The organism is Dickeya oryzae (assembly GCF_020406815.2).
Lineage (GTDB): Bacteria > Pseudomonadota > Gammaproteobacteria > Enterobacterales > Enterobacteriaceae > Dickeya > Dickeya oryzae.
On sequence record NZ_CP162670.1, the window covers coordinates 3,508,563 to 3,530,604 of the forward strand.

General features: G+C 55.8%; 16 protein-coding genes. 7 read left to right on the forward strand and 9 right to left on the reverse strand.

Annotation, left to right across the window (positions count from 1 at the left end; all coding sequences use genetic code 11):
• Positions 1 to 52: 52 nt before the first annotated feature.
• Together LF929_RS15285 and LF929_RS15290 are read left to right on the forward strand one after the other, a co-directional pair.
• Entirely contained in the window at positions 53 to 658 is a 606-nt protein-coding gene (locus LF929_RS15285) for an ACP phosphodiesterase (RefSeq protein WP_210174758.1), read from the forward strand.
• A 188-nt stretch (positions 659 to 846) separates the two neighbouring features.
• Positions 847 to 1,449, forward strand: a complete 603-nt coding sequence (locus LF929_RS15290; protein WP_016941758.1) for a peroxiredoxin C — start codon at positions 847 to 849, stop codon at positions 1,447 to 1,449.
• 220 nt (positions 1,450 to 1,669) lie between these two features.
• On the opposite strand, the gene LF929_RS15295 is transcribed toward LF929_RS15290, so the two are convergent.
• The gene (locus LF929_RS15295) at positions 1,670 to 2,581 is read right to left on the reverse strand and encodes a LysR family transcriptional regulator (RefSeq protein WP_226092621.1); all 912 of its coding nucleotides are present in this window, start codon (positions 2,579 to 2,581) and stop codon (positions 1,670 to 1,672) included.
• A gap of 138 nt (positions 2,582 to 2,719) precedes the next feature.
• Here LF929_RS15295 and LF929_RS15300 point away from each other — a divergent pair, with 138 nt between their 5' ends.
• Together LF929_RS15300 and LF929_RS15305 are read left to right on the forward strand one after the other, a co-directional pair.
• Positions 2,720 to 3,910 (forward strand): serine hydrolase, encoded by a 1,191-nt coding sequence (locus tag LF929_RS15300; RefSeq protein WP_226092622.1) that lies wholly within the window; start codon positions 2,720 to 2,722, stop codon positions 3,908 to 3,910.
• Positions 3,910 to 4,986 (forward strand): zinc-binding alcohol dehydrogenase family protein, encoded by a 1,077-nt coding sequence (locus tag LF929_RS15305; protein ID WP_226092623.1) that lies wholly within the window; start codon positions 3,910 to 3,912, stop codon positions 4,984 to 4,986. Before LF929_RS15300 ends, LF929_RS15305 begins: the two co-directional genes overlap by 1 nt.
• A 96-nt stretch (positions 4,987 to 5,082) precedes the next feature.
• Here the strand turns inward: LF929_RS15305 and proY are convergent, their stop codons facing one another.
• The 6 genes from proY to phoB form a co-directional block, all read right to left on the reverse strand.
• Positions 5,083 to 6,432, reverse strand: coding sequence for a proline-specific permease ProY (gene proY, locus LF929_RS15310; protein ID WP_038906260.1), 1,350 nt, complete (start codon positions 6,430 to 6,432; stop codon positions 5,083 to 5,085).
• 98 nt (positions 6,433 to 6,530) lie between these two features.
• Positions 6,531 to 7,850 (reverse strand): branched-chain amino acid transport system II carrier protein, encoded by a 1,320-nt coding sequence (gene brnQ, locus LF929_RS15315; RefSeq protein WP_016941753.1) that lies wholly within the window; start codon positions 7,848 to 7,850, stop codon positions 6,531 to 6,533.
• 399 nt (positions 7,851 to 8,249) lie between these two features.
• Positions 8,250 to 9,365: a cobalamin-independent methionine synthase II family protein gene (locus LF929_RS15320; RefSeq protein ID WP_029456384.1), complete on the reverse strand. Its 1,116-nt coding sequence runs from the start codon at positions 9,363 to 9,365 to the stop codon at positions 8,250 to 8,252.
• A 247-nt stretch (positions 9,366 to 9,612) separates the two neighbouring features.
• The gene (locus LF929_RS15325; protein ID WP_226092624.1) at positions 9,613 to 10,587 is read right to left on the reverse strand and encodes a PstS family phosphate ABC transporter substrate-binding protein; all 975 of its coding nucleotides are present in this window, start codon (positions 10,585 to 10,587) and stop codon (positions 9,613 to 9,615) included.
• A 90-nt stretch (positions 10,588 to 10,677) separates the two neighbouring features.
• Entirely contained in the window at positions 10,678 to 12,000 is a 1,323-nt protein-coding gene (gene phoR / locus LF929_RS15330) for a phosphate regulon sensor histidine kinase PhoR (RefSeq protein WP_038903649.1), read from the reverse strand.
• Positions 12,001 to 12,027: 27 nt separating this feature from the next.
• Positions 12,028 to 12,717, reverse strand: coding sequence for a phosphate response regulator transcription factor PhoB (gene phoB, locus LF929_RS15335; RefSeq protein WP_012883719.1), 690 nt, complete (start codon positions 12,715 to 12,717; stop codon positions 12,028 to 12,030).
• 322 nt (positions 12,718 to 13,039) lie between these two features.
• Between phoB and sbcD the strand changes: the two genes are divergently transcribed.
• Positions 13,040 to 14,272: an exonuclease subunit SbcD gene (gene sbcD / locus LF929_RS15340; protein WP_038903648.1), complete on the forward strand. Its 1,233-nt coding sequence runs from the start codon at positions 13,040 to 13,042 to the stop codon at positions 14,270 to 14,272.
• The gene (locus tag LF929_RS15345) at positions 14,269 to 17,952 is read left to right on the forward strand and encodes an AAA family ATPase (RefSeq protein ID WP_226092625.1); all 3,684 of its coding nucleotides are present in this window, start codon (positions 14,269 to 14,271) and stop codon (positions 17,950 to 17,952) included. The genes sbcD and LF929_RS15345 overlap by 4 nt, the downstream gene beginning before the upstream one ends.
• A gap of 66 nt (positions 17,953 to 18,018) precedes the next feature.
• Here LF929_RS15345 and mak read toward each other — a convergent pair whose 3' ends face one another.
• Positions 18,019 to 18,930 carry a fructokinase gene (gene mak / locus LF929_RS15350; protein WP_226092626.1) on the reverse strand — a complete coding sequence of 304 codons (912 nt, stop codon included), beginning with the start codon at positions 18,928 to 18,930 and terminating at the stop codon, positions 18,019 to 18,021.
• A 210-nt stretch (positions 18,931 to 19,140) separates the two neighbouring features.
• Between mak and rdgC the strand changes: the two genes are divergently transcribed.
• Positions 19,141 to 20,052 carry a recombination-associated protein RdgC gene (rdgC, locus tag LF929_RS15355; protein ID WP_038926509.1) on the forward strand — a complete coding sequence of 304 codons (912 nt, stop codon included), beginning with the start codon at positions 19,141 to 19,143 and terminating at the stop codon, positions 20,050 to 20,052.
• Between the two features lie 52 nt (positions 20,053 to 20,104).
• Here rdgC and LF929_RS15360 read toward each other — a convergent pair whose 3' ends face one another.
• A complete protein-coding gene (locus tag LF929_RS15360; protein ID WP_038903644.1) occupies positions 20,105 to 21,895 on the reverse strand; it encodes a methyl-accepting chemotaxis protein in 1,791 nt (596 codons plus the stop codon).
• Positions 21,896 to 22,042: the final 147 nt, after the last annotated feature.

The window sequence follows — 22,042 nt, forward strand, 5'->3', positions numbered from 1 at the left end:
CTTGGCGCATCAACCTTATTCGTTATGCCTCCTGGGAGTGCGCGTCGACGCTATGAATTTTCTTGCACATCTGCATCTCGCCACGCTGGCGCAAAGCTCGCTGACCGGAAACCTGATGGCAGACTTTGTGCGTGGTAACCCCGACGCGCTTTACCCACCCGACATGGTCGCGGGTATTCGCCTGCACCGGCGTGTTGATGTACTGACCGACAGTTTGCCGGAGGTGCGTACGGCCTGCCGCCATTTCAGCGCGGACTATCGCCGGGTCGCGCCCATCGCGCTGGATGTGCTGTGGGATCATTTTCTGGCGCGTCACTGGTCGATGATAGAACCGGCAACACCTCTGACGCACTTCGTCAGCGAGGCAGAACAGCAAATCGCTCCCCACCTGCCCGACACCCCGGAGCGCTTTCGTAATCTGAGTCATTACTTGTGGCCGGAACGCTGGCTGGAACGCTATGCCGAGCTGCCGTTTATTGCCGAGGTGCTGCACCGTATGTCAGTGCGAAGACCGAAGCTGGCAGCGCTTTCGGGCTCATTTATCGATATTGAGCGTGGCTACCATCAATTTGAAACATTATTCTGGCAGTTCTATCCTCGTATGATGCATCTGGCAAAAACAGGTCAGTTGGATGGCCCGGCTAACGTCGCACAGTAACACAGGGTAAAAGGAGGGACAGCGCGCCATGCTGTTCCCACGTCAGTGAAAAGGATTATCAATTGATCCGATAGGCAAAAGCTATCTTATTGATTGGTCGCTTTCGCTTTATTCACTGACAGGCTGTACCTATACTTACGGCGTTTACTACATTCACCTATCATTAACAGCTATTTACAGGAGTAATTATGGTCCTGGTAACTCGTCCTGCCCCTGACTTCACTGCCGCCGCCGTACTGGGAAGCGGGGAAATCGTTGAGAATTTCAATCTGAAGAAACACATCAACGGTAAAGCGGCTGTGATCTTCTTTTGGCCGATGGACTTCACTTTCGTATGTCCGTCTGAGCTGATCGCCTTCGATCACCGCTACGAAGAGTTTAAGAAACGTGGCGTTGAAGTGGTTGGTGTGTCTTTTGACTCTGAATTCGTACACAACGCCTGGCGTAAAACCCCGGTCGACAACGGCGGTATCGGCGAAGTGAAATACGCGATGGTCGCGGACGTTAAACGCGAAATCCAGAAAGCCTACGGTATCGAACATCCGGAAGCGGGTGTGGCGCTGCGCGGTTCTTTCCTGATCGACAAAAACGGCATCGTGCGTCATCAGGTCGTGAACGATCTGCCGCTGGGTCGTAACATCGATGAAATGCTGCGTATGGTCGACGCGCTGCAGTTCCATGAAGAGCACGGCGAAGTGTGCCCGGCTCAGTGGGAAAAAGGTAAGGCCGGTATGGGCGCTTCCCCGGACGGCGTAGCGAAATACCTGAAAGAAAACGCCAACAACCTGTAATCAGCTCTCTGCTATTCAGGCATCAGCCAGCGGTCTTGCCGCTGGCTTTTTTATTTCACCATGACTCCAACCCGGCGCGTCGCTGAACGATACCAAGACCAGACACAGCCTTTTTATCAATAAATTAGGCAGGTTCATCCTACGCAGACGCTCTCTGAAACGTGATCCAGCATTATCATGAAGCGGCATGGGACACGCCTCGTTATCGACTGCGCTTATCTCAGGGGCAGGGTGTCTTACTCTTCACGGCAGGGAATACCCGACAGCACAGGAAATCGACCAACGCCCGAACCTTTGGCGAGGGGTGCTTGCTCGCGGGCCACAGCACATGGAAAACCCCACTGTGCTGCACATACTCGGCCAGGATCGGCTTGAGCCGTCCATCAGCCAATGGTTCTCGAATGGCGAAATCCGGCAGATAGGCGATCCCCAGTCCCTGTAATGCAAAACACACGCGTGTCTCGATGTTGTTACAGATCATCGAAGTGGGCAGTTGCCATTCTGGCTCACCGGGCGTTTGCCGCAGCGCCCAATTCTCCAGCTTGCCACTGTTGGGCCATCGATAGTGCAGGCAGGAGTGCTGACGCAGATCGGCGGGCTGCATGGGGGTACCACGGCGAGCCAGATAGTCCGGCGAGGCCACCAACTGCATTTCAAAGGTGCCCAGACGGCGTGCCGACAGACGCGAATCCGCCGGTTCACCGGTGCGCACCACAGCATCGAAACCTTCCTCAACCACATCGACCATCCGGTCGGTAAAATCCAGATCGAGTTCTATCTCGGGGTACTCACGCATGAACTCGCCAAGTACCGGTAACACCAGCGAACTGACCAGCGGCAGGCTCACCCGCAGGCGTCCGCGCGGTGCGGCAGTCGCTTGCGACAACTCCAGTTCTGCCGCCTCAATCTCGGCCAGAATGCGTCGGCTGCGCTCAAGAAATAGCGAGCCCTCGGCGGTCAACGTGATGCTGCGTGTACTGCGGTGAAACAGACGCACTCCCAACTTCTCTTCCAGCCGCACTACACTCTTGCCAACAGCCGAGGCTGAGATCCCCAGCAGCCGACCGGCGGCGACGAAGCTGCGCGTCTCGGCAACCTGCACAAACACCACGAAGCCATTTAGGCTGTCCACTATACTATTCCTCTCACAGTTACTCCTCTCACAATTACGGACATAAAGTTCCGCACATCACGGAACTGTAGTCTACTTTTTCTTTAATCAAAAATTTTCTATCGTCGGTGCGTTGCCCATTGAATCGAGGTATTTGTCATGACAAATCAGTCATTCCCGCTGCGCCAGGGTGTTCCACACGCACACCTGTCAGCACGTATCGAGACCGCCGTGCAGCAGGCGCTGGACGACAGCCGCCTGGTCGGTGCCGTTATTCTGGTAGCTCGCGACGGCGAACTGATCCACCAGCAAGCCGCTGGTTTAGCCGACGATGAAAGCGCACGGGCAATGACGCTGGAGACGGTCTTTCGACTGGCTTCGGTCAGCAAGCCCATCGTCTCTACCGCAGCCCTGGCGCTGGTGGCACAAGGCCAGCTCGATTTGGATACGGGTATTGAACGTTGGTTGCCGACGTTTCGTCCCGCATTGGTCGATGGCCAACCGGCGCGTATCACCGCGCGACAACTGCTTAGCCATACAGCGGGGCTGGGTTACCGTTTTTTTGAAGCCGACGCAGACGGCCCCTATGCGCGGGCTGGCGTCTCGGATGGCATGGATGCTTCCGGTATTAGCCTGGAGGAGAACCTGCGACGCCTCAGCAGCGTACCGCTGCTGTACGAGCCGGGGACAGGTTGGGGTTATTCACTGGCGACCGATGTGTTGGGCGCACTGATCGAGCGCATATACGGTACACCACTGGACAAGGCGGTGAGGGAACTGGTCACTGGCCCACTGGGTATGACCGACACGGGCTTTGTCGCCTGTGATGCGCTGCGCGTGGCAACCCCCTATGTCAACGATGCGCCGAAGCCGCACCGGCTCGCCGAGGGCGAAATCGTCTCCGCCTTCGAAGGAGCCGTTGGTATTACCTATAGCCCGGCCCGCATCTTCGACGCTCAGGCCTTCCCATCAGGGGGTGCCGGTATGGCCGGTACGGCGGGTGACTTCCTACGTCTGCTGGAAATCCTGCGACAAGGCGGCGGCACACTGCTACCCGTTGAACTGGTCGAGGAAATGGGACGTGACCAGACCGGCGGGCTAGAATTGCTCGATGCCCCTGGTTTCGGTTTCGGTCTGGGTTTCTCGGTACTGCGTGATCGCGGTCTGGCAGCGTCACCAGAATCCGAAGGCACCTGGCGCTGGGGCGGTGCCTACGGACACTCGTGGTTCATGGACCGGGCGCAGGGTCTGAGCGTCGTGGCCTTCACCAACACGTTGTACGAAGGCATGTCCGGCCGCTTCATCACCGAGCTACGCGATGCCGTGTATGGCGCGCTGGAGGTGCGCTGATGAAAACGATACCTGCACACATGACCGCCGTTGCGTTTCGCCGCGGTACCCCCCTAACCGATCCAGACTGCCTGACCGACATCGACACTGAGCGCCCGAAGCCGGGACCACACGACCTGCTTGTGGCGGTCCGTGCCGTTTCGGTCAATCCGGTGGATACCAAGATCCGGGCTGGTTTGGTTGCCACGCCCGACAGCGTCCGCTCGCTGGGCTGGGATGCTGCTGGGATCGTTGAGGCCGTCGGTGAAGCAGTCACGTTGTTTCGGCCGGGTGAGGCCGTCTACTACGCTGGTTCCTTCGATCGCAGTGGTAGCAATGCCCAGTTTCAACTGGTAGACGAGCGTATCGTCGGCCACATGCCCGGAACCCTGGGTTTCGCCGAAGCAGCGGCTCTGCCGCTAACCTCGCTAACCGCCTGGCAACTGCTGTTCGACCGCCTTGGCGTGCCACCGGGCAAACCGGCCAATGCCGGTAGCCTTCTGGTGCTGGGCGGCGCTGGCGGGGTCGGCTCCATGCTGATCCAGCTCGCCAGACGGCTGACTGGCCTGACGGTGATCGCCACAGCCTCGCGCGAAGAAAGCCGCGACTGGTGCCTTGCTTTGGGCGCCCACCACGTCATTGACCATCGGCAGCCGTTACCAGCACAGATCCGCGCACTGCCGGTACCGCCTGTCACACATGTGGCGGCTCTGTCGAACACAGCCGGGCACTGGACCGAACTGGCCGATTTAATCGCGCCACAAGGGCAACTGGGCATTATTACTGATCACGAGATACTTGACGCAGTGCCATTCAAGAGCAAGAGCGTGTCGCTACATTGGGAAATGGTGTTCACACGCCCGTTGTTCGGTACGCCGGACATGATCGCGCAGCACCGCATCCTCGACGACATCGCCGCGCTGGTGGATGCGGGCGTACTGCGCTCAACCGCCTGCCGCGTGCTGCATCCGCTAGACGCAGCCCGGCTGCGCGAGGCACATCGACTGGTGGAGCATGGAGGCATCACCGGCAAAGTGGTAGTGGCCCGTTCCGCACAGGATGTGCAACGGCAAAGTGCCAAAGAGAACCTGGCATGAGTGCCGTTGCACAACACCGCCCGCCGTGAATCATGCTGCGGCTTGCGGCTCCGTCGTATCAGGTCAGCAAGTAAACGACGATAATACGATTATCACTCAGCGCCGACGGCGAAGGGCGTAGCTTGCCAGTAGCAGTAGGATCCACCCCATCCCCGCGTACAGCGCAATGCGGGTATCCGGAAAGTAACCAATCAGGCCGATGATAAAGACCAGGAACACCACGCCAACTACTGCGGTCGCCGCACCGCCCGGCAGAGGAAACGCCAGCGCGTTCACCTGCTCGCGGTTCAGTTTGCGGCGAAACGCAATCTGTGAGCACAGAATCATGATCCATACCCATACGGTGGCAAAGGTGGCCAGCGACGCAATCACCAAAAACACTTTCTCCGGCATGATGTAGTTGAGGTACACCGCCACCAGCAACGCCAGCACCATCACCACGACCGTTACCCAGGGGGTTCCACGACGGGACAACCGGGCGAACACCTGTGGTGCATGGCCTTGCTCCGCCATGCCGTGCAACATACGCCCCACGCCAAACACATCACTGTTGATGGCAGACAGCGAGGCGGTAATCACCACGAAATTCAGGATACCGGCTGCCGCCGTGATGCCCATGTGCTGGAAGGTCAGCACAAATGGACTACCGTTGGTACCCACCTGATTCCACGGGTAAATCGACATAATCACGAACAACGTGCCGACGTAGAACACCAGAATACGCCAGGGTACAGAGTTGATGGCGCGCGGAATGGACTTGTGCGGTTCTTTGGCCTCACCCGCGGTGATCCCGATGATCTCAACACCACCATAGGCAAACATCACCATCTGCAATGACAGGATCATCCCCATCACACCGTTACTGAAGAAACCGCCATTGCTCCACAAATTATGGATACCGGTAGGCTCGCCGCCGTTGCCAATCCCCCAAACGATGATGCCAACCCCGGCCACGATCATGACCACAATGGTCGCGACCTTGAAAAACGAAAACCAGAACTCCAGTTCGCCAAACACTTTCACATTCATCAGGTTGATGGCACCGATAATCAGCACCACGCTTAATACCCAAATCCAGTGCGGCACCTCCGGAAACCAAACCCCCATGTAAATGCCGAAAGCGGTCACATCGGCAATCGCGACGATCAACATCTCAAAGCAGTAGGTCCACCCGGTGATATAGCCAGCCAACGGGCCGAGGTAGTCGCGGGCATAACGGGAAAAGGAACTGGCTTGCGGATTGTTGACGGACATCTCCCCCAGTGCCCGCATAATGATATAAGCGAACACGCCGCCAATCAGATACGCCAGCAGCACGCTGGGGCCAGCCATTTGAATAGCGCTGGCAGAGCCGTAAAACAGCCCGGTACCAATGGCGGAGCCCAGCGCGATAAAACGAATATGCCGCGTACTTAAGCCGCGCTTGAGTCTGGATTGTTGTTCCATAGGTTTGGATTGTTGTTCCATAAATGAGCAACCCTGTCTTTACAAACGAAAAAACCACAGGCAAACGCCTGTGGTGAAAAGTATCCATCCCACTTCATTCAGGAATGTGCGGTGAGTTCCTGACGACCAGTGATACGGTCATAAATCCCGACCACCAGCAGAACGAGCAAGGATGGCGGCAACCAGGCCAGCCCCTGCTCGCTCATCGGCAGGCTCTGTGTCCAGCCGGGCAGTAATGACTGAAAAGCTGATGACTTGATACCGTCCAGCAGGCCAAAGACCAGACTGACCAGCATCACAGGAGCAATAACATGCGTGCTGTTATTCCACCAACGACGGGTAAAACTCAGCAGCACCAGCACGATGCACGGCGGATAAATAGCGGTCAACACCGGCACAGACAGTTGAATCAGGTGGCTCAACCCGAGATTGGACACCACCATCGAAAACAGTCCCAGCACAAACACCAGTGCACGGTAAGACAATGGCAGGTACTGCGCGAAGAATTCAGCACAGGCGCAAGTCAACCCCACCGCCGTGACCATACAAGCAATGAAGATCAGCAACGCCAGGAAACTGCTGCCCATGTTACCGAAGGTGTACTGTACATACGCATGCAGGATTTCAGCACCGTTTTGCGCGTTCGGCACCAGCGAGCCACTGAAGGAGCCGAGATGGAACAGGCTCAGATAAACCAGCGTTAATCCCAGCCCCGCAATCAGCCCGGCCAAAATGGTGTAACGGGTTAACAACCCTGCGTCACTCACACCACGGGAACGGGCCGCATTGACGATGACGATACCGAACACCAGCGCACCCAGCGTATCCATGGTCAAATAACCATTAACGAAACCGGTGGAGAATGGCACCTGTTGGTAGGCTTCCGCAGTCGGCGCTGGCGTACCTGCCGGCCATACCAACGCCGCAATCCCCAGTACAGTCAACGCGATAATCTTCACCGGAGCCAGAATGTGACCAACGGTGTCTAACAGACGACCGGGATAGAGAGAAATCGCGATCACGATGGCAAAGTAGATCAGGCTATAAACCAGCAGAGGCGTCGCCCCCTCACCCACCAGCGGCGCAATACCGACCTCGAACGAGACCGTCGCGGTACGCGGCGTAGCAAACAGCGGCCCTACAGCCAGATAGCAAACCGTCGCTAACAGTACGCCCGCTTTCTTGCCGATCGGGCTACTGAGCGTATCAATACCACCGCCCACACGCGCCAGTGCTATCACCGTCAACACTGGCAAGCCGACAGCGGTAATCAGAAAGCCGAGTGCGGCTACCCACACGTGTTCGCCGGCCTGTTGACCCACCATCGGCGGGAAAATGATATTCCCGGCACCGACGAACAAGGCAAAGGTCATGAAGCCCAATGCCACGATATCTTTGGAAGTTAAACGATGACTCATAATGTATGTTGTTGTTGCCTGTAAAAATGGTGTTGCCGGTACAAACCGGGCGCGTAAAGCGGTGCACGCAAGCAGCGAGACAGCCGAGCGATGTGCAGGATTATGATGTGAGGTTTTATTGCACAGCGTTAATGGGGGCTAAGTAAAACGTTTATAGCAATAAAAGGCAATACGTGATCGGTAAACCAGAACATTAATCTGATCTTCAATATAAAGTCAGCATTAGAATTTATATTTTCACCCACAGACTATACATGATTTGTGCATGAAAACAGTTTGCAGCGCGAAAGATAAGCTCAAATTTCCATCAAAGAGCAACAAGTAACCATATTAAAAACTTATGGGAATAAAAAACGCCGATAGGGTATATCGGCGTTATAAAAAAGCACAGCGCACTGACTAGCAGCAATGACAAACGTGGTTAGCGATATTCACGACCAGTTTGAGTTTTTCCCATTGCTGCTCTTCCGACAACGTATTGCCCTCTTCGGTAGAAGCAAAGCCACACTGCGGACTCAGGCACAGTTGGTCCAGCGCTACATAACGTGTTGCTTCAGTAATGCGCTTTTGTACTTCATCGGCGTTTTCCAATTGCCCGTTTTTAGTGGTGATAAGCCCCAACACCACTTTCTGATGACCTGGCTTGATGAAGCGCAGCGGCTCAAATCCGCCCGCCCGCTCGGTATCGTATTCGAGGAAAAAGGCATCCACATTCACTGTCCCGAACAGTGTTTCCGCCACAGGTTCATAGCCCCCTTCGGAAATCCAGGTAGAGCGGAAATTACCACGGCAGACATGCAGGCCCACCACTAAATCGGCCGGTTTGCCTTCCAGCGCTTTATTAAGCACTTGCGCATAGGTACGGCACAGATAATCCGGGTCATCGCCACGCTCACGAATCTGGCGTCGCTGATCTTCAGAGCACAGATAAGCCCACACCGTATCGTCCAGTTGCAGATAACGGCAACCGGCATCATAGAAGGCACGGATGGCATCACGCCAGGTCAGCGCCAGGTCGTCGAAGTAGTCGGCCAGATCAGGATAAACAGTGCTATCAATCACTTTACGACCACCACGGAAGTGCAACACGCTCGGGCTGGGGATCGTCATTTTAGCGACAGCATCGCCAGACACACGTTGGAGGAAACGAAAATCCTCCAGCATCGGATGCTGGGGATTAAAGCTGACCTTGCCGGTGACTTTTACGCCACGGGCTTTCGTCTGTACACCAGTGAACTGGATGCCCTGCTCCGCTTCATAACGTTCCACGCCATTGAGGCTGTCGAAAAAGTCAAAGTGCCACCAGGCGCGACGGAATTCGCCATCGGTTACCAATTGCAGACCCGCGGCACGCTGCAATTCCACAGCACGCTGGATTTCCTGATCTTCGACATGGCGTAACGCGGCGGCATCGATCTCACCGGCCTGAAACTGTAAACGTGCCTGCTTGATAGCCGCCGGACGCAACAAACTGCCGACCACATCGGCACGAAACGGAGGAAGGGCTTGTGTCATGTTTTGCTCCTGCACGTCTGACCCCAAATAGCCGATTTCAGGTGTTTGGTTTCAGACAAGTCGATTTTTAGATGAATGCGTTTTCAGTAGAAATAGTTTTCTATGTAAATAGTTTTTAATAAAAACAATTTCGCCACTGAATTTTATAGCCGTCCAGACGGCTAGAAGTAAAACTATCCTGTCATGCATTTTTCTCAACGACAATGGAGGAATTTTCACGACATGTGAAATAAATTCATTTTCATCTTCAATTTGTTACAGAAACACTCGTTGAGGCAGGCGCCAGGTCATCAAGACCGAGTGATTGTCTGGTTTGCTCACGTACCCGTTCCGGCAAGGGCAGATAGCCGTCCTGGCTGACCAGCGCCTGCCCTGACACTGACAGCACCCGGTCCAAAAACGCGGCTGTCAGTGGCTCCAGCGGCTGGCCCGGCGCTTTATTCACGTAGATATAGAGATAGCGGGTGTAAGGATAACGTCCGCTACGGATAGTGTCGGCGGTCGGTAACACGTAGTCGTCTTTGTCGCTGGCAGCCAGTGCCAGCACCCGCACCCCGCTGGCGCGAAAACCAATACTGGCGTAACCGATGGAATTCACCGATGCGGCCACCGCCTGCACTACGGAAGCAGAGCCGGGAAGCTCATTGACCTGCGGCAAAAAATCGCCACCGCACAACGCTTGTTGCTTGAAAAAGCCATACGTGCCAGACGCGGAATTACGGCCATAACGCAGTAGCGAGCGCTGTTGCCAGACACCGCTTAGCCCCAACTCCTGCCAGCGCTGCACCGTTTTCCCCGCGCCACAGCGGCGGGTTATGGAGAAAATGGCGTCCAGTTGACGCACCGTCAGTCCGGTTAACGGGTTATCCTGATTGACCAACACCACCAGTGCATCCAGTGCGACCGGCACGGCCGTTGGCGCATAGCCATAATGCTGCTCGAACGCTTCGATTTCGCTACTTTTCATTGGCCGGCTCATCGGCCCCAGTTGCGCCGCCCCTGCTGCCAGTGCCGTTGGCGCTGAGGATGACCCCGCCGCCTGAACCTGGAGATTAACACCGGGATGATGCTGGCTGAAATCCGCCGCCCAGAACGTCATCAGGTTCGCCAGTGTGTCGGAACCCGCACTGGAAAGGTTACCCGCCAGCATCGCCTGCGGCGCAGCAGCAAGCTGACCAGACAGGCACAACAGCAAAGCAAACAGGTAATAGATGGGTCTCATGTGCGTTTTCCATCGGAGTGAAAGAAGTGAAAGACAAGAACGCACTATTCTCGGCACTGCAGCGGGGACAATCAAGCCCCGCTGCAGTGCTTAGCGCAGCGGATTCGCGGCATTCTGATTTAATACCGAGCGGACAATCAGCCGGTTTGGCAAGGTAAACATGAAGCGGGATCCCGCCCCTTCTTCGCTGAGGATCTCCAGACGAGAGTCATGATGACTGAGTGCGTGTTTGACGATAGCTAGCCCCAGTCCACTGCCGCCAGTCTGGCGCGAACGGGCTTTGTCGACACGATAAAAACGTTCCGTCAGACGGGGAAGATGTTCTGCGGCAATGCCCGGACCGTTATCGCTAACCTGGAACTGCGCGCCCTGCGGCGTTTGCTGCCAGCACACCTCAATACGCGTGCCTTGCGGCGTGTGGTTCACCGCGTTATACACCAAATTCGACACCGCGCTACGCAACTGCTCCTCATTGCCGAACACCTGTAACTGCTCATTGACGCGAAACACAATCTCATGACGCCCCTGACTCAAGGTATCCGCTTCGCGTTTGAGTACCCGCAACATCAGCGGAATATCCACCTTCTCGCTAAGATCGATAGCCGCGGCGGCTTCAATACGCGACAGTGTCAGCAACTGCCGCACCAGCCCATCCATCCGGCGGGTTTGTTCCTGCATGGTGTGCAACGCCTTAGCCTGCAAAGCACCATCCAGCGATTCGTCGTTCATCATTTCCAGATAGCCTTGCAACACCGTCAACGGCGTGCGCAGCTCATGGCTGACGTTGGCGAAAAAGTTACGCCGCGCCCCTTCGAGTTGGTGCATTTGGGTGACATCACGCGCCACCATCAGCAACTGCCCTTCTGAATACGGCATCACCCGGAATTCGACATGATGTGCATTTTTCAGCGTCAACGTCAGCGGGCGGCTGAAATCTTGCTGTTGCATATACTGGGTAAATTCTGGGTAGCGCAACAAGTTGAGGATATTCTGACCGTTATCTTCCGGCCAGCGAAAACTCAGCAGGTGCTGCGCCAGCCGGTTACACCAAATGATGACGCCCTCTTCGGTGGTGATGACCACCGCATCCGGCAGCGATTCCGCCCCACTGCGGAAACGTTTGATCAGCAACGCCAGCTCGCGCCGCCGACGGCGATTACGCAACTGCATTTGGTATAAACCGTAGAATAACGGCTCCCAGCTCCAGCGGCCGGGCGGCGGGGTCATACTGCGGTCAACCCACAACCAGTAGGACAAGCGCAGTTGGTTATAGAAGTTCCAGCACAGTGCCGCCAGCACCGACGCCAGTAAAAACCAGGGCAGATAACCGATGATTAGCCCCAGCAATAAGCCGGGCAAACAAAAAAAAGCCAGCTCCAGCGCCAGCTTTTTCCAGGACAAACGTTCTAGCACGTCAGATTTTCTCCGGGACTCACGCTATCAATAACGTGTTGAGAAACGGTATCCAGTTCCCCGAACGGTCTGAACCATCTTGTCGTGTCCACTGGTCTCCAACGCCTTGCGCAGACGGCGGATATGGACATCCACAGTACGATCCTCAACATAAACGTTAGTGCCCCACACGTGATTCAACAACTGCTCACGACTATATACCCGTTCAGGGTGAGTCATAAAGAAGTGCAGCAGTTTGAACTCCGTCGGCCCCATGTCCAGCGCGTGCTCTTCCGTGGTCACCCGGTGAGAGGAAGGATCCAGACTTAAGCCGCGCATTTCGATCACTTCTTCCACCGCCATCGGCGAAATCCGACGCATCACCGCTTTGATGCGCGCCACCAACTCTTTAGGTGAAAACGGTTTGGTGATGTAATCATCGGCACCGACTTCAAGACCGCGAACACGATCTTCTTCTTCACCACGGGCCGTCAGCATCATGACCGGAATATCCCGCGTCAGCGCTTCACGCTTCATGTGCTTGATAAACTGTAAACCGGACCCGCCGGGCAGCATCCAGTCCAGCAGCACCAGCTCAGGATAAGGCTCAGCCAGGCGGTTTACCGCGCTGTCGTAATCCTCGGCCTCAACAGGCTGATAGCCGTTCTGCTCAAGCACGAAGCACACCATCTCGCGAATCGGCGCTTCATCTTCCACCACCAAAATACGTCTTGCCATATCAATCCTGCCGTTAATCGTCACGGTTAGCGTGCGGTGTGCATTATGCGTCAGTTTTATGACAGATTTATGAAAAATCCCCCGGTAAACCACGCCCCTGACGCGGCCTTACCAGCACCTCCGCCCGGCTGATTTTCTCCGCCCTACCACTCTATGTTGCCATGTTCATACAGATATTATGGGACATGCCCTAAACTGCACGCCTATAATCGCCGATGATAAAGACGCGGCGTTTCGCCATTAACTACGGTGCCCGCCTTGTGCCGTTGTCTGAACACCGCCAAAAACAACATCTCGTTTGCACTCACCTGCAGGGAGTCTCATGCGAATTATTCATACGTCTGACTGGCATCTCGGTCAGTACTTTTATACCCGTAGCCGTGCGCCTGAGCATCAGGCTTTTTTGCACTGGCTGGTGCAGCAGGTTGAGCAATATCAGGCCGATGCAGTAATAGTAGCAGGTGATGTGTTCGACAACGGCGCACCGCCCAGCTACGCCCGAGAAATGTATAACCAGTTTGTGGTGGCGTTGCAGCGTACCGGTTGCCAGTTGGTGGTACTCGGCGGTAATCATGACTCCGTTGCGACCCTGAACGAATCCCGCGCGTTGCTGGCCTGCCTGAATACCCAGGTGTTCGCCGGTTTTGACGGCGATATCCATGAGCAGGTGCGGGTACTGAATAACCGCGACGGCGAGCCCGGCGCGATGCTGTGTGCTGTTCCGTTCCTGCGTCCGCGCGATGTACTCACCAGCCAGGCGGGCCAGTCTGGCGCGCAAAAACAGCAGGCGTTACAGGACGCAATCGCCAGCCATTATCAGCGCTGCTACCAGCTCGCCTGCGAGCAGCGTGCGGCATTGGGGAAAGAACTGCCGATTGTACTCACCGGGCACCTCACTACCGTGGGCGTCGCCACCTCGGATTCCGTGCGCGATATTTACATCGGTACGCTGGATGCCTTCCCGGCACAGGCTTTCCCACCGGCTGACTACATTGCGCTTGGGCACATTCATCGCCCACAGCGTGTGGCTCAATGCGAACACATCCGCTACAGCGGCTCACCTATCCCCTTGAGTTTTGATGAACTCAATCATGAGAAATCGGTCTATCTGGTGCACTTTGAGCAGGGAAAATTGCAAGAAGTCACCGCGCTGACGATACCGAGCGAACAGCCGATGCAACTGGTGAAAGGCAACCTGCCAGAGATAGAGCGCCGTCTGGCCGGGTTTCGCGATTATCATGGCGACAAACCGGTATGGCTGGATATTGAAATCGCCACACAGGACTACCTGAGCGATATCCAGCAACATATTCAGGCACTGACCGAGCCACTCAATGTGGACGTGATCCTGCTGCGTCGTGCCCGGGAACAGCAGCAACAAATGCTGGTGCAATTGGAAAAAGAGACGCTGGAAGAGTTACAACCGGCTGAAGTATTTGAACGACGTCTGGCGCTGGAAGACGGTCTGGATGAGGCTCGCCAGCAACGTCTAAAAGGATTGTTCAATCGGGTTATGCAGGAGATTGACGCACAGCGACAGGAGACGTCCGCATGAAAATTCTTAGCCTGCGCCTGAAAAACCTCAACTCATTGCAGGGCGAGTGGAAAATCGACTTCACACGCGAGCCGTTTGTCAGCAATAGCCTTTTCGCCATCACCGGGCCGACCGGTGCCGGGAAAACCACCTTGCTGGACGCCATCTGTCTGGCGCTCTACCACCAGACACCGCGCCTGAAAGTCAGCCCCAGCCATAACGAATTGATGACCCGCCACACGGCAGAATGTCTGGCTGAGGTGGAATTCGAGGTAAAAAACGTCGCTTACCGTGCGTTCTGGAGCCAGCGTCGCGCCCACAACAGCCCGGAAGGCAATCTGCAGCCTCCCAAGGTTGAGCTGGCACTGTGCGCCGACGGCAAGATCCTGACCGATAAAGTGAATGACAAGCTGACGATGATAGCCGACCTTACCGGGCTGGATTTCGATCGTTTCACCAAGTCGATGATGTTATCTCAGGGGCAGTTCGCCGCGTTCCTCAACGCCGATGCCAATCAACGGGCAGAATTACTCGAAGAGCTGACAGGTACCGATATTTATGGACAGATCTCCGAACGCGTCTTTGAGAAACACAAAGAAGCCCAAAGCCAGTTGGAAACCTTAAGGGCGAAGGTCGCCACGCTGGAATTATTGAGCGACGAGCAACGCCAGGCGCTGGAACAGCAACTGGAGGCCATCCGCCAACAGGAGCAATCCATATCGATACACCGGGAAGAGGTCCTGGCGCATCAACGCTGGTACGACACGCTGCTACAGCTCCAGCAGGCACAACAACACGCGCAACAACAGCACGCGGCACAGCAACAATTACAGCAACAGTCACAACCGCAACTGGATAAACTGGAACGTGGCGAACCGGCGGAAAAACTACGCCCCCGCTTCGATGAGCGTGGGCGGGCACAACGGGAAAAACAGCGGCTGAGCCAACAGCTGACGAATGTGCGCCAGCAAATCAGCCGCCAGCAGGAAGCGCTGAACCAACTGAAAACACAGCTGGAAAAAGCGCTGTCTGCACGCCAGCAACATGCGGACTACCGCCAGCAACAAGAAACCCTGATCAACGAGCGGATTCTGCCGCTTGATCATCACATCGCCACTCTGCAAACACAGCGCAACCAGCAACAGCAAGCGTCAGATAATCTGGTTGAACAGCAAAAAATGCTGATAACCACGCTGGCCCGATTGCAGCGCCAGCAAGAACAAACACGGCAACGGCTGGAAGATATTGATACCTATCGCCAGCAGCATAGCCGCCACCAGTATCTGGGCAGCCATATTCCATTGTGGCAGGCGCAATTCCCGCAACAGCAGAAATGGCAGCAGGACCTGCACGTCGTGCAGGAAAAGGCGACGCAGCAGCAGATTCAGGCGGAATACCTTGACCAGCAGCGCGCTTCGCTGGTTGAGAAACAGCAGGCGCAGCAAAATGCCACTGAGCGCGCCCAACAACTGCTGAATGACCATCTGAAGCAGGATGAACAGATGGAAGCGGAACACCCGCTGGCAGGCTTGCGTCAGCAGTTGGCACGGCGCATGGCGGAACGACCGGAGCGTCAGCAACTGGCTACCAGCGCAGCGGTACTGCAACGGTTGATTAGCCAGCGCACCCTACTGGAAGCGCAACAGCTAGAGACGCTGCAACGGATTCAAACGCTGGAAGAACTGCAAGTGCAGCAACGTCGGGATTATCAAAATCAGGCCAGCCATCTGGCGGATCTCGATAAACGTCACGAGCTGGAACTGCACATCGTTAGCCTGGAAAAAGAACGCCAGCAATTGCAACCGGGCAAAGAATGTCCGCTGTGCGGTTCAACGCATCACCCGGCGGTGGAGCTTTATCAGGCGTTGCGCCCCTCAGAAACCCAGATTCGATTGCACGCGCTGCGTCAGGAAGTAGAGACGCTGAAAGCCAACGTCGTGCAAACCGAAACCCAGCTTCAGTTGCAAAAACAGCACCGCCAGCAGCAGCAAAACGCGCTTGAAAGCGTCCAGCGTGATTACGAGTCGCTGCGGCAACAGTGCCAGTCGGTGAGTGAGCGTTTACTGGTGAGCTTCGATCCACTTCAATTGCCGACGCTACACCAGTGGATTGAATCCTGCGATGCACAAGAACAGTCGCTGCAGGCGCAAATTGCCAGTCGTGAGCGCAACCAACGTCACATTCAGGAAAGTAAGGATTTACTCACGTCTGCCCAGCAACTGCTGGCACAAACCGTACAACAGCTGGCGCTGAACAGCCAGCAGCAGGAGGCGTTGCAAGCATCACGGGATGAATTGCGGTTATTACTGGATAAAACCGAACGTGAACTGGCTCGGCTGCACGACAGCCTGAGCCAAACGATGGAAACCTTCGGGCTGACTGCACCGACACTGGCACAGCAGGAAGAGTGGTTACGCCAGCGCCAGACAGAATGGTTACGCTGGCAGGAAAACGAGCACGAACAGAATCAGTGCCGCCCACAACTGGCCGCGCTGGAAGCGGAAATCATCGCCAGCCAGCGGCGACTGGAAGAGACCGAGAACGCCATCAAAACCGGCCAGTTGCAGTTGACAGAAACCCAACGCACGCTGGAACAGGCACAGCAACAACGCTGGCAATTGATGGGCAATCAGGCGGTCAACGACGTGCTCAAGCAATTGCGGCAGGTCAGCCAGACACTGGAGCAGGAAGGCCTGCAAGCGCAGCAGCAGTGGCAGCAAGGCCAGTCACTGCAAAGCCGTCTTGGCGGGGAAATCGACAGTCTGGAGCAACAAAGCCAGCATGCCGATACGGCGTTACAACAGCTTCAGGCTCAGTTTGCCGAAGAACTGGCCGCCGCCGGGTTCGATGACGAAACCGCGTTTCGTCAGGCCTTGCTGGATGAGGCTGAACGCCAGCAGCTCGTCACCTTAAAAGAGCGCCTTAATCAGCGCCAGCAACAGGTCGATGCCTTGCTACAGCAGGCGAATAGCGCGCTGGAACACCACCAGGCGTCACGACCAGAATCCATGCCGGAAGGCATCAACGACTGGGATATCCGCCAGTTACTTTCCGGACTCGGCGATATGGTAAAAGTCGAAGCCGAACGACAAGGCGAGTTACGCCAACAACTGGTCAGTGACCAGCAACGTCGTGATAAGCAACGTCAGTTACTTGAGGCTATCGAACGTGGTCAGCACGTGTGTGATGACTGGGGCTATCTCAATCAGTTAATCGGTTCGCAAAAAGGCGATAAATTCCGCCGTTTCGCACAAGGATTGACGCTGGATCACCTGGTGTTCCTGGCCAATCGTCAGCTCTCGCGGCTGCATGGGCGCTACCTGTTGCACCGCAAAGCGTCTGACACACTGGAGTTGCAGGTGGTCGATACCTGGCAGGCTGACGCGGTACGCGACACCCGAACCTTGTCCGGCGGCGAAAGTTTTCTGGTGAGCCTGGCGCTGGCGCTGGCGTTATCCGACCTGGTGAGCGCGAAAACCCGTATCGATTCGCTGTTTCTTGATGAAGGGTTCGGCACACTGGATGGCGAAACGCTGGATACCGCGCTGGACGTGCTGGACAACCTCAATGCCTCCGGCAAAACCATCGGCGTTATCAGCCATGTGGAAGCGATGAAAGAGCGTATACAGGTGCAGATTCGGGTCAAAAAGCGCAACGGCCTCGGCATCAGCCAGCTCGACAGCGTCTACGCAGTAAAATGAGTCATGCCGTGAAATGAGTCATCAGGGGACGTCGACGACGTCCCCTGTCATCGACATGATTCTCGGTTATGATTCTCGCGGCCACAACCAGGCCGCACCGCGCACACCGCTGGAGTCGCCGTGCATCGCCTGTCGAACCGGGGTGTCACACTCACCGCCAAATACCCATTGTTTTAGCAGCGCGGGGACGGTGTCATACAGCCGCTTCACGTTGCTCATTCCCCCACCCAGCACAATCACATCAGGATCCAGTACATTAACGATGTGCGCCAGCGACTTCGCCAGCCGCTGTTCATAGCGCTGCAATGCCTGCTCCGCCAGTCGGTCGCCCTGTTCAGCCAACGCAATAATCTCATGACCATGCCGTGTATGACCGCTCAGACGTTGATAATCCATGCCAAAGCCAGTCCCGGAAATAAACGTTTCGATACACCCGGTACGGCCGCAATAACAGGGCATGGCCTGCTGGTCACGCCATTCGTCCTCATCCATCCACGGCAATGGGTTATGACCCCATTCACCTGCAACACCGTTGCGCCCACTGTGAACTCGTCCCTCCAACGCCATCCCCGCGCCACAGCCGGTACCGATAATCACCGCGAACACTTTACTGGCTCCTGCCGCGGCACCATCCACCGCTTCGGATACCGCAAAGCAGTTGGCGTCATTCGCCACCCGTACCGGTCGGCCCAACAGTTGCGCCAGATCCTGATCCAGCGGTTGCTGATTCAGCCAGACCGAGTTGGCGTTTTTGACCCGGCCGGTTACCGGTGACAACGTACCGGGAATACCAATACCCACACTGCCGCCTTGCCTTGTGGCCTGCTCCGCCATCTCGACCAGGTTGGCGATAGCAAGCAGGGTTTGACGATAATCGTGGCGCGGCGTCGCCACTCGATGACGAAAGGCTTCCTCACCGTCATCCGTCAACGCGATCACCTCGATTTTGGTGCCGCCCAAATCAATACCTATTCGCACGTTGTCTCCTGTTTATCTGGCGAGCCCATTAGGTAGATGTCGATAATGGTCTACCGAACTCACACATGACTGACGATGACATTATCGTAATCGTACCGCCTCTCACCACAATTCGTTATTATGCCCGCTGCGATTAACCCTTGCGTCTTGAAACTCGCTTCGTGTGCTCACGAGAAAGCGCGCCAGAGACGCGCCAGTCTGGGAAGAAAAATGCTGTGGTTTAAAAATGTGATGATCTATCGCCTGAGTCGCGATATCAGCCTCTCTGCGGATGCCATGGAGACACAGCTGGCCTCCTTCGCGTTCACCCCCTGCGGCAGTCAGGATATGGCCAAAACCGGCTGGGTGTCGCCGATGGGCCCGCACGGTGATGCCCTGACGCACGTGACTAATGGTCAGATTCTGATCTGTGCGCGCAAAGAAGAAAAAATCCTGCCGGCTCCCGTCATCAAACAAGCACTGCAGGCCAGAATCGACAAACTGGAAGGTGAACAGCACCGTAAACTGAAGAAAACTGAAAAAGACGCGCTGAAAGACGACGTATTGCACAGTTTGTTGCCTCGCGCCTTCAGTCGTTTTAGCCAGATTTCGCTGTGGATAGACACCGTCAATCATCTGATTATGGTGGATGCCGCCAGCGCCAAGAAAGCGGAAGATACACTGGCGCTGCTGCGTAAAACGCTGGGGTCGCTGCCGGTGGTCCCACTCACGATGGAAAACCCGATTGAACTGACGTTGACCGAATGGGTCCGCTCCGGTCAAACGCCAGCCGGTTTTACCTTGCAGGACGAAGCCGAACTGAAAGCTGTGCTGGAAGATGGCGGCGTGATCCGCTGTAAGAAGCAGGAACTGGTCAGTGACGAGATAGCCACCCACATCGAAGCAGGCAAAGTGGTCACCAAACTGGCGCTGGACTGGCAGGAGCGCATCCAACTGGTGCTGGCGGATGATGGCTCACTCAAACGGCTGAAATTCGCCGATACGCTACGTGAACAAAACGACGATATCGACCGGGAAGACGTGGCACAACGGTTTGATGCAGATTTTACGCTGATGACCGGTGAAGTCGCCGCATTGATAGCCAGCCTCACCGAAGCCTTAGGTGGCGAGGCACAACGTTGACCGGTAATCAACGTCGGCCTCTGGACGCCGGGTAACCCGGCGCCCTGTTGATTTACAGCTTGAAATGGCTGATGGAGGAGTGCAGTTCTTCAGATTGCGATTGCAACGATGCGAACGCAGACGCCGCTTCCTGCACCATGGCCGCATTCTGTTGCACCATCGAATCCAGTTGCGCGACGGCCTTGTTAATCTCCTGAATCCCGCGCATCTGTTCTCCCGATGCATGCGTGATTTCCGACATGACCGTCGTTACTGACGATACGCCGCCGACAATCTCAGTCATGGTGTTCCCGGCCTGGCGAACCTGACGCGAACCGACATTCACGCTCTCAACGGTAGATTCGATCAACGACTTAATCTCTTTCGCCGCCTGCGCACTGCGCTGCGCCAGGTTACGCACCTCACCGGCCACCACAGCGAAGCCACGCCCTTGCTCACCCGCACGGGCCGCTTCCACCGCCGCATTCAACGCCAGGATGTTAGTCTGGAAGGCAATGCCGTCGATAACCCCGATGATGTCGCCAATCTTGCCGGACGCCACCTCAATCTCTTCCATGGTATTGATGACTTCGGATACCACTTTGCCCCCGACACTGGCATCGTTCGCCAACGCCAGCGCCCGGTCATTCACCTGCTGGGCAGAACCGGCCGACTGTGTCACGGTGGCGGAAATCTGCTCCAACGCGGCAGCGGTCTGTTGCAGGCTGGCAGCAGCAGCTTCGGTACGGGAGGCCAAATCATTGTTGCCGGTCGCCACTTCATCGGTCGCCATTTGCAGCGACGCACTGATATCGCGAATCTGCAGCATGATCATGCTGAGCTTATCGACAAAGCTATTGAACGAACGAGCAATCTGCGACACCTCATCGTGGCCCTCATCCGGCAGACGCTGGGTCAGATCGTTATTACCGTGGCTGATGTCATCCATGGCGTCACGAATCTGCAGCAGGCGACGCAGCGACGCGCTGATAAGCAGCCCCAGCACCACCGAACCCAGAATACTGATGATCACCAGCGCGATAACCGACGTCCACAACAGCGACCCCATCCCCGCCGTAGCTTCCGCCTTATCCAGCGCGACCAGCACATACCAATCGGTGCCCGCTACTGGCTGAGTTCTCACCAGCATGTCACGTCCACTGATATTCAGTTGTACCGGGCTGCTGGATTTCAGCATCTGTGCCAGATTCAACTGTGGGGCTATCTCAGACAGCTTTTTCAGCGTCAGTTTGGCATCCGGGTGGGCGATAATCGTGCCATCAGCCTGAATCAGAATGCCATAGCTGGACGGGGTTGGATGGATGGCTTTGACGTTGGCGATGACGCTGTCCATGGTCACATCACTGCCCAACACCCCTTTGACGTTACCGCCATCCAGTACCGGAGCAACAAACGACACCACGATGGTATTGGTGGCCATGTCCAGATAAGGTGCTGTCGCGACAGCCTTCCCTTCTCTCACCGCCTGCTGATACCAGGGGCGAACAGTCGGGTCATAAGTGGGCGGGATACCGCCAGGGTCTGAAAATTTCGCCGTGTGATTGGCATACCCCATGTAAACATTGATGAAACTGCCTGCGGCCGCCATCTGTTTGAATACCGGGATGGGGTCGTCATTGGTTAACGCAACGGCGTTGAGTGAAGTAATAATTTGTTTTTTAGAGGCTACCCAATCACTGATCGCCAGACTATGACCAGCGGTTACAGCAACAAGCAGGTTATTGATAGATTCATCGTTATATTTATCGGTTACCCGGTAATTTAAAAACGTATTAATGACCAAGGCAACCACAATGATAGCCGTACACACGGCCAGAATTCGAGCGCGAATAGTTTTGAGCATAATGACCACGTTATTATTGAAATGCTTCCCTAGATAACTACACCGATCGCCTCATTGGTAACGAGACATTCCATTCGAAAAAAGGAAACCATAGCCATAAGTATCACTTACCATCACGCGGACTCACGACATCGGAGTCCAAAGCAA

Coding starts and splice junctions, on each gene's coding strand:
- LF929_RS15300 (WP_226092622.1), top strand. CDS start 2,720: ATGACAAATCAGTCATTCCCGCTGCGCCAGGGTGTTCCACACGCACAC.
- phoB (WP_012883719.1), bottom strand. CDS start 12,717: ATGGCAAGACGTATTTTGGTGGTGGAAGATGAAGCGCCGATTCGCGAG.
- LF929_RS15345 (WP_226092625.1), top strand. CDS start 14,269: ATGAAAATTCTTAGCCTGCGCCTGAAAAACCTCAACTCATTGCAGGGC.
- LF929_RS15325 (WP_226092624.1), bottom strand. CDS start 10,587: ATGAGACCCATCTATTACCTGTTTGCTTTGCTGTTGTGCCTGTCTGGT.
- sbcD (WP_038903648.1), top strand. CDS start 13,040: ATGCGAATTATTCATACGTCTGACTGGCATCTCGGTCAGTACTTTTAT.
- proY (WP_038906260.1), bottom strand. CDS start 6,432: ATGGAACAACAATCCAGACTCAAGCGCGGCTTAAGTACGCGGCATATT.
- LF929_RS15360 (WP_038903644.1), bottom strand. CDS start 21,895: ATGCTCAAAACTATTCGCGCTCGAATTCTGGCCGTGTGTACGGCTATC.
- LF929_RS15320 (WP_029456384.1), bottom strand. CDS start 9,365: ATGACACAAGCCCTTCCTCCGTTTCGTGCCGATGTGGTCGGCAGTTTG.
- LF929_RS15305 (WP_226092623.1), top strand. CDS start 3,910: ATGAAAACGATACCTGCACACATGACCGCCGTTGCGTTTCGCCGCGGT.
- brnQ (WP_016941753.1), bottom strand. CDS start 7,850: ATGAGTCATCGTTTAACTTCCAAAGATATCGTGGCATTGGGCTTCATG.
- LF929_RS15285 (WP_210174758.1), top strand. CDS start 53: ATGAATTTTCTTGCACATCTGCATCTCGCCACGCTGGCGCAAAGCTCG.
- LF929_RS15290 (WP_016941758.1), top strand. CDS start 847: ATGGTCCTGGTAACTCGTCCTGCCCCTGACTTCACTGCCGCCGCCGTA.
- rdgC (WP_038926509.1), top strand. CDS start 19,141: ATGCTGTGGTTTAAAAATGTGATGATCTATCGCCTGAGTCGCGATATC.